This window comes from Micromonospora sp. 4G55 (assembly GCF_016803375.1).
In genome coordinates this window covers 1-7,664 of sequence record NZ_JAEVHN010000280.1, presented here as the reverse complement: position 1 = coordinate 7,664, position 7,664 = coordinate 1, and the positions used below count along the sequence as shown (strand labels likewise).

Sequence of the window (7,664 nt, the reverse complement as noted above, 5' to 3'; positions counted from 1 at the left end):
GGCGCAGGCCGCCGGCGGCCACCGGGCGGGAGCCGGTGTCGGGAACGGCGTTGGGCAGCGTCGGTTCGGCGTACGCGGGGGTGGCCAGGGCCATCGCCGCGACGGCGCCGAGCAGGGCCGACCAGAGCGCGGGACGCAGCACCGGCGAGATCACCGGGCTCCTGCGTCGTCGCTGCCGTCGCCCGTGCCCGCTGTCGACCATTCCGCTCCCCGTCCGGCGCGCTCGTGCCGCGCACGGTGGCGCGGCGACCGGGACGCTACCAGTGTGTGTCGCGCCCCACCCTGTCTTACCTCACTGAGACAGCGATGTCGATGCGTCGTCCGTTACGGAAGCCTGAGAGTCCGGTGAAGTACGTCGCTGGCGGTGCCCGTGCTGCCGGCCCGTCGGGGGTCCGACGTAGGCTCGACCGGGACCGCAGGTGGAAGGGACGTGGCTTTCGATGGACGCCGGACTCAAGCGCGAGCTCGAAGCGAAGGTGTACGCCGGTGAGCGGCTGACCCGGGAGGACGGGATCGCGCTCTACGACAGCGACGACCTGGCCTGGCTGGGGCGGCTGGCCCACCACCGCCGTACCGAGCTCAACGGCGACCGGGTGATGTTCAACGTCAACCGGCACCTCAACCTGACCAACGTCTGCTCCGCCTCCTGCGCGTACTGCTCGTTCCAGCGCAAGCCGGGTGAGAAGGACGCGTACACGATGCGCATCGACGAGGCCGTACGCAAGGCCAAGGAGATGGAGGACGAGCAGCTCACCGAGCTGCACATCGTCAACGGCCTGCACCCGACCCTGCCGTGGCGCTACTACCCGAAGGTGCTGCGCGAGCTCAAGGCGGCACTGCCGAACGTCAAGCTCAAGTGCTTCACCGCCACCGAGGTGCAGTGGTTCGAGAAGATCAGCGGGTTGAGCGCCGACGAGATCCTCGACGAGCTGATGGACGCCGGCCTGGAGTCGCTGACCGGCGGCGGCGCCGAGATCTTCGACTGGGAGGTCCGGCAGCACATCGTCGACCACGAGTGCCACTGGGAGGACTGGTCGCGGATCCACCGGCTGGCCCACTCGAAGGGCATGAAGACCCCGTCGACGATGCTCTACGGCCACATCGAGGAGCCCCGGCACCGGGTCGACCACGTGCTGCGGCTGCGCGAGCTGCAGGACGAGACGGGCGGCTTCGCGGTCTTCATCCCGCTGCGCTACCAGCACGACTTCGTCGACTCGGCGGACGGCAAGATCCGTAACCGGATCCAGGCGCAGACCACGATGGCGTCGCCGGCCGAGTCGCTGAAGACCTTCGCGGTCTCCCGGCTGCTCTTCGACAACGTCCCGCACGTGAAGTGCTTCTGGGTGATGCACGGCCTCTCGGTGGCCCAGTTGTCGCTCAACTTCGGGGTGGACGACCTGGACGGCTCGGTCGTGGAATACAAGATCACCCACGACGCCGACTCGTACGGCACCCCGAACACGATGCACCGGGACGACCTGCTGCACCTGATCTGGGACGCCGGTTTCCAGCCCGTCGAGCGGGACACCCGCTACAACGTGGTCCGGGAGTACGACAAGGCCCCGTCGCTGGCCGAGCGGCGTTCCGGGCCCCAGCAGGTCTGGGCCTGATCCGGCCGTATCCTCGTAGCACCATGACCGAGCAGCGGAGCGGATTCCCCCGGCGGGACGCCGAGGGGCGCGTCCTCACCCTGGGCGACCTGCTCGGGGTCAGCCTCGCCGGGTGGGTCATCGGGATGCTGGCGCTGGTGCTGTTCGACTGGGCCTTCGCGTCGATCGGCGCGGGGGAGTTCGGGCGCACCAACGGCTGGCTGGCGGTGATCCTGCCGGCGTGGCTGTACTGGGACGACTTCCGGGCCTGGGAGTTCGGCGCGGCCCGGGTGGTGGCGGCGTTGGTCGCCGCCGTGGTCGCGGTGGTCGGCGGGCTGCTGGTCGCCGGGGTGGCGGCCGGTCTGGCGCCGCTGCTCACCGGCGGCCTGGCCGCCCTCGCGTTCACCCTGGTGTACGCGGTGCTCTGGTTCCATGGCGTGCACTGGCTGGCCCGACGCACGGGCTGAACCCGACCCGGGTCACCCCGGCGGCGGAGAACGGAGTGGGAACGTGAGCGCGGCGGTCAAGTACACGCTGGGCCGGATCGGGCTCTTCGTGGCGGTCGTGCTGGCCCTCTGGCCGGTCGACATGGACATCTTCCTGAAGCTGATCCTGGCGCTGGCGTTCTCCGCCGCCGCCTCGTACTTCCTGCTGCGCCGCTGGCGGGACGAGATGGCCGAGGAGATGGCCCTCGCGGCCGAGCGGCGGCGCGCCGAGAAGGAGCGGCTCCGCTCGGCGCTGGCCGGTGAGGACCAGCCTGACCAGGCAGACCCGCACCGCGAGGGGTAGGCCGCGACAGGGCAGCGGAATCAGGAAGGCCCCGCTAGGGTCTGCCGCCATGGATAAGATCAACGGGTGGCGGACGAAGGTTTTCGTCTGGATCGGGCTTCCGGTCATCGCGCTCATCGGACTGATGCTGGGCGCCACCGACCTCGTGCCGGCCTGGCAGGCCAAGGGCGGCAGCGGTACGGCGGGAACCTTCACCGTCGTGAACGAGGAATGCGGACGGCGTAACTGCGAGTGGCACGGGGACTTCGTGGCCACCGACGGCGGTGCCCGGCGCGCCGACGTCATCCTCTACGACGCGCCTGACGGCCTGGTCGCGGGCGACACGGCCCCGGCGCGCGACACGGGCGCCCGCAAGGGTGTCTTCTCCACCACGGGCGGGTCCACCTGGCTGCTGGTCACCGGGTTGACCCTGGCCGGGGTGGTCGCCGCGGTGGCCTGGGTGGTCATCGTGGTCCGGACGGTCCGCCGTCGGCGGCAGGCGGCCGAGACCCCGGCCCCGTTCGCCCCGTCCCACTGAGGACCGGCGACCCGACTGACCCGCGAATTCGACCGAAGGGCCCGGCACGGAACTCCGTGCCGGGCCCGTCGCGTCGGTCCCTACCAGTTGGTGGAGCCGGGCACCGTCGGCCAGGGCCGATCGGCCGGCTTGATCAGGTACGCGATGCCGCCGGAGCCGCCGGCTACCGTGCCGTTGGCCCGGTAGCGCTTGGTGCGCAGCCAGATCTGCTCGAACTGCTCGCGCTTGTAGACGTTGCGCACCTCGGCGTTGGACGAGGAGGCCGGGTCGTTGACGATCACGTCACCGTCGGCGGTGAAGCCGACGACCACGAACAGGTGGCCGGAGGTGCCGTAGTTGGAACCGTCCAGTTCGGTGCCGAGGAAGGACTGCGAGGTGACAACGGGGATGCCCGCGGCGATGAAGCGCTCCACCTCGTCGAGCGAGTGCAGCCGGGTCACCCGGGCGTCGATGCCGGGGAAGCTGGCCGCGTACGCGGTGTTGAACGGCCAGTTGCCCGCGCCCACGTACTCGTAGTCCCAGGTCATCCGGGCGGCGTGGGCGACCTGTGGGTCGGTGTAGCCGGGGGTGACCCAGGACAGGTCGTCGGCCGACGGGCCGCGGCCGTAGTACTCCAGGACCATCGTGGTCGAGGTGGGGCTGCACCAGACCTGCCCGCCGCCGCCCCACTCGGGGTAGTTGCCCCGGTGGATCATCTGCGAGCGGGCCGGCACGGGCAGCTCGGTGCCCCAGGCGATGCCGCCCTTGCTGGGGGCGACGGTGAACCGGTCCGGCACGTTCGAACTCATCGCGCCGAGCATCCGGACCCGGGGCGAGGCCGCCTGGCCGGGGGCGCGGTAGAGGTTCAGCCGCAGCTGGTACGACCGCAGCAGCACGCCCGCCTTCGCGTCGTCGATGGAGAACGTGTCGGTCCAGATGGTCGACCAGGGGTCGCCCTGACCGTCCAGGGTGGCCCGCTTGATGTCCTGGTCGCCGGATGCCCACCGGCCCATCACGTACCAGGGGGTCGCGGCGCCGGTGTTGTAGGTGCCCTGGAGTTCGACCTGGATCCAGGTGCGGCCGGGGTTTCCGCGTTCCAGGAGGCGACCAGTTCGGTGGCGTCGAAGCCGATCTGGGTCTGCGGTGAGGTCCAGGTGGCGTACTCCCAGGTGCGGGTGGCGCCGCCGTGCGGGTCGGTGAAGGTGGTGGTCCCGGCGGGACGGTCGATGGTGATCCCGGTGCGGTGGCCCGGGATGGCGTACGTGCCCTGGTGGCTGCCGGAGCGCCAGTCGGGGTGGCTGGACCATTCCTGGAAGGTGATCTGCTCGTCGTGCGTGACGACGGGCAGGTTGTTGTCGGCCTGGGCCGGAACGGCGGTGCCGAGGAGGGTGAGTGCGGCGACGCCGGCGAGGGCGACGGCGCGCAGGGATTTGCTGGCCATGGCAACTCCGCGAGGTGAGGAACCGTTGCCGTTCACTGTCCCGCTCGGAGGGAAGTTCCGCCAGATGTCGAGGCATGGAAAATTATTGCCGGCGGGAGGATCTGGCTGAGATGGACCATGAAAGTGATGAATGTTGATATGACCATGTGACTCCTGGTGAAGTGTGCGGACAACGGGATCTCCCGTACCCCGAGGAGGTTGTCCATGGCCCTCCGCACGTCCCCACTCCGCCGCCGGCTGGCGCTGGCCGTCGCCGTCGGGCTCGGCCTCGTCACCGTCGCCGCCGGGCCGGTCTCCGCCCGCCCCGCCCCGGACCCGGAACCGGCCGCCGCCGGCTACCGGGTGCTCGGACCACGCACCCTGGCCGACCGGAACGCCGTCGCCCGCACCGGCGCGGCGATCGACTACTCCGAGCACGGCGTCCTGCACGTCTCGGCCACCCGGGCCGAGGCGGCGGCGATCACCAAGCTGGGCTTCCGGCTGGAGTCCGAGCCCGCGCCGACGCATTCCCACGACGAGGCCGGCACCCTCGCCTTCCCGCCGGCCGACTCCAACTACCACGACTACGCCGAGCTGACCGCCGTCGTGAACCAGGCGGTCGCGGACCACCCGGCCATCGCCCGCAAGATCAGCATCGGTACGTCGTACGAGGGCCGCGACCTGATGGCGGTGAAGATCTCCGACAACGTCGGCACCGACGAGAACGAACCGGAGATCCTCTTCAACGCCCAGCAGCACGCCCGGGAGCACCTGACCGTCGAGATGGCGATCTACCTGCTCAACCTCTTCACCGACAGCTACGGCAGCGACTCCCGGATCACCAACATCGTCAACTCCCGGGAGATCTGGATCGTCCCGACGGTCAACCCCGACGGCAGCGAGTACGACATCGCCACCGGCTCGTACCGCTCCTGGCGGAAGAACCGGCAGCCCAACAGCGGATCGACCTATGTCGGCACCGACCTGAACCGGAACTGGTCGTACCAGTGGGGCTGCTGCGGCGGCTCGTCCGGTAGCACCTCGTCGGAGACGTACCGCGGCCCGTCCGCCTTCTCCGCCCCGGAGACCCAGGCGCTGCGCAACTTCGTCAACAGCCGGGTGGTCGGCGGGACGCAGCAGATCAAGGCGAACATCGACTTCCACACCTACTCGCAGCTGGTGCTCTGGCCGTTCGGCTACACCACCGCGAACACCCCCACCGGGATGAGCGCCGACCAGTACAGCACCTTCGCCACCATCGGCCAGCAGATGGCGAACACCAACGGCTACACCCCGGAGCAGTCCAGCGACCTCTACATCGCCGACGGCACCAGCATCGACTGGATGTGGGCCGCCCACGGCATCTGGGCGTACACCTTCGAGATGTACCCGGGCTCGGCCACCGGCGGCGGCTTCTACCCGCCGGACGAGGTGATCCCCGCGCAGACCTCCCGAAACCGGGAGGCGGTGCTGCTGCTCTCCGAGTACGCCGACTGCCCGTACCGGGCGATCGGCAAGCAGTCCCAGTACTGCGGCGGCGGAGGCGGCACCACGGTCTGGTCGGACACCTTCGAGACGGCCACCGGCTGGACCACCAACCCGGCCGGCACGGACACCGCCACCACCGGGGTCTGGGAACGGGGCGCCGCCCAGGCGACCAACTCCTCCGGGGCCAAGCAGCTCGTCCCGTACGCCGGCGCCAACGACCTGGTCACCGGCCGGCTCGCCGGCACCGCGGCGGGTGACTACGACGTCGACGGCGGGGTGACCAGCGCCCGTTCCCCGGCGGTGACCCTCCCGGCCACCGGCACGCTCACCCTCTCGCTGGCCTGGTACCTGGCGCACGGGTCGAACGCCTCGTCGGCGGACTACCTGCGGGTCAGCGTGATCCACAACGGCGGCACCACCACCCTGCTCAACCAGGCGGGCGCGGCCACCGACCGGGACGCCGCCTGGGCGGTGGCGAACCTCAACCTGACGCCGTACGCCGGGCAGTCGGTGCGGATCGTGGTGGAGGCGGCGGACGCCTCCGGCGCGAGCCTGGTCGAGGCGGCTGTGGACAACGTCACCATCACCAGCTCCTGATAGCCGGGTGGGGTCCCGCTCCGCCCCCGGCGGGACCCCACCCACCCCTCCCGTCCGGACGATCTCCGCTGGTCGTGCGCTACCGTGGCTCCGACCAACCGCAGCGAAGCCGGTGCGAAACCGGCGCTGTCCCGCAACTGTGATGCCCCGCCCCGCGCGGGGACGAGCCAGGTCGCCTGCGTCGGTGGTCGCGACACGCGCTCTCGAGGAAGGGCGCCTCGCGGACGGGTGCCCAGGTTCCTGTCGGCGAAGCACCACGCTCCTCGACCGACAGGAGGACAGATGTCCGGACGTACCCCCCGGCTGCTCGCCGCGACCCTCGCGGTGGCCGCACTGACCCTCGGCGCCTGCGCCGAGAAGACCTCGAACGACACCCCCGCCGCCGGCAGCAGCAGCGCGGCGGCCACCTTCCCCGTCACGGTCGGCAAGCTGACGCTGGAGAAGCGCCCCGAGAAGATCGTTTCGCTGTCGCCGAGCGTGACCGAGATGCTCTTCGCCATCGGTGCCGGCAAGCAGGTCACCGCCGTCGACGACAATTCGAACTACCCGCCGGTGGCGCCGAAGAGCGACCTGTCCGGCTTCCAGCCCAACGCCGAGGCGATCGCGGCCAAGACGCCCGACCTGGTGGTGCTCTCCAACGACACCAACAAGATCGTCGACCAGCTCACCACGCTGAAGATCCCGGTGCTGCTCACCCCGGCGGCGGCCACCCTGGACGACTCCTACCGGCAGATCACCGACCTGGGCGCGCTGACCGGTCACCCGGCCGAGGCCGCCGACGTCACCAAGCGGATGAAGGACGACATCGCCAAGCTGGTCAAGGACCTGCCGCAGCGGTCGGAGAAGCTGACCTACTACCACGAGCTGGGCCCGGAGCTCTACACCGCGACCAGTAAGACCTTCATCGGCTCGATCTACGCCCTCGCCGGCCTGGAGAACATCGCCGACGCCTCGGACGCCGACGGGAAGAACGGCGGCTACCCGCAGCTCTCCCAGGAAGTGATCGTCAAGGCCGACCCGGACTTCGTCTTCCTGGCCGACACCAAGTGCTGCCAGCAGACCCCGGAGACGGTCAAGGCCCGCAGCGGCTGGGCCGGCCTCACCGCCGTCAAGAACAACCAGGTGGTCGTCCTCGACGACGACATCGCCTCGCGCTGGGGTCCGCGCGTGGTCGACCAGCTCCGTGCGGTCGTCGACGCGGTCGCCAAGGTGCCGGCGTGACCGTTCGCCGCCGGTGACCGTGCGACCCACGCGACCCCGATCGGCCGGGACGCCTGACGCGTCC

At 70.4% G+C, this 7,664-nt stretch carries 8 protein-coding genes, 1 pseudogene and 1 riboswitch; of the genes and pseudogenes, 6 read left to right on the top strand and 3 right to left on the bottom strand.

Annotated elements, in window-relative coordinates:
• Positions 1–202 (bottom strand): annotated as a pseudogene (locus JNW89_RS21255) (NlpC/P60 family protein); the annotation flags it as partial.
• Between the two features lie 238 nt (positions 203–440).
• Between JNW89_RS21255 and mqnE the strand changes: the two are divergent.
• Genes mqnE through JNW89_RS21235 form a run of 4 tightly spaced genes read left to right on the top strand, consistent with a single transcriptional unit; the run spans position 441 to position 2,895 of the window.
• The gene (mqnE, locus tag JNW89_RS21250) at positions 441–1,610 is read left to right on the top strand and encodes an aminofutalosine synthase MqnE (RefSeq protein WP_238450235.1); all 1,170 of its coding nucleotides are present in this window, start codon (positions 441–443) and stop codon (positions 1,608–1,610) included.
• 23 nt (positions 1,611–1,633) lie between these two features.
• Positions 1,634–2,056, top strand: a complete 423-nt coding sequence (locus JNW89_RS21245; protein WP_238450234.1) for a hypothetical protein — start codon at positions 1,634–1,636, stop codon at positions 2,054–2,056.
• A 43-nt stretch (positions 2,057–2,099) separates the two neighbouring features.
• Complete coding sequence (locus JNW89_RS21240; protein ID WP_238450233.1) at positions 2,100–2,378, top strand: DUF4229 domain-containing protein; 279 nt, start codon at positions 2,100–2,102, stop codon at positions 2,376–2,378.
• Between the two features lie 49 nt (positions 2,379–2,427).
• Entirely contained in the window at positions 2,428–2,895 is a 468-nt protein-coding gene (locus JNW89_RS21235; protein ID WP_238450232.1) for a hypothetical protein, read from the top strand.
• An 80-nt stretch (positions 2,896–2,975) separates the two neighbouring features.
• Here JNW89_RS21235 and JNW89_RS21230 read toward each other — a convergent pair whose 3' ends face one another.
• Together JNW89_RS21230 and JNW89_RS21225 are read right to left on the bottom strand one after the other, a co-directional pair.
• Positions 2,976–3,887, bottom strand: coding sequence for a C39 family peptidase (locus tag JNW89_RS21230; protein ID WP_238450231.1), 912 nt, complete (start codon positions 3,885–3,887; stop codon positions 2,976–2,978).
• Positions 3,887–4,315 (bottom strand): hypothetical protein, encoded by a 429-nt coding sequence (locus tag JNW89_RS21225; RefSeq protein WP_238450230.1) that lies wholly within the window; start codon positions 4,313–4,315, stop codon positions 3,887–3,889. Before JNW89_RS21225 ends, JNW89_RS21230 begins: the two co-directional genes overlap by 1 nt.
• 204 nt (positions 4,316–4,519) lie before the next feature.
• Between JNW89_RS21225 and JNW89_RS21220 the strand changes: the two genes are divergently transcribed.
• The gene (locus JNW89_RS21220; RefSeq protein WP_238450229.1) at positions 4,520–6,379 is read left to right on the top strand and encodes a M14 family zinc carboxypeptidase; all 1,860 of its coding nucleotides are present in this window, start codon (positions 4,520–4,522) and stop codon (positions 6,377–6,379) included.
• A gap of 108 nt (positions 6,380–6,487) precedes the next feature.
• Positions 6,488–6,551, top strand: a riboswitch (cobalamin riboswitch).
• 110 nt (positions 6,552–6,661) lie between these two features.
• Positions 6,662–7,600 (top strand): ABC transporter substrate-binding protein, encoded by a 939-nt coding sequence (locus tag JNW89_RS21215; protein WP_238450228.1) that lies wholly within the window; start codon positions 6,662–6,664, stop codon positions 7,598–7,600.
• Positions 7,601–7,664 lie beyond the last annotated feature (64 nt).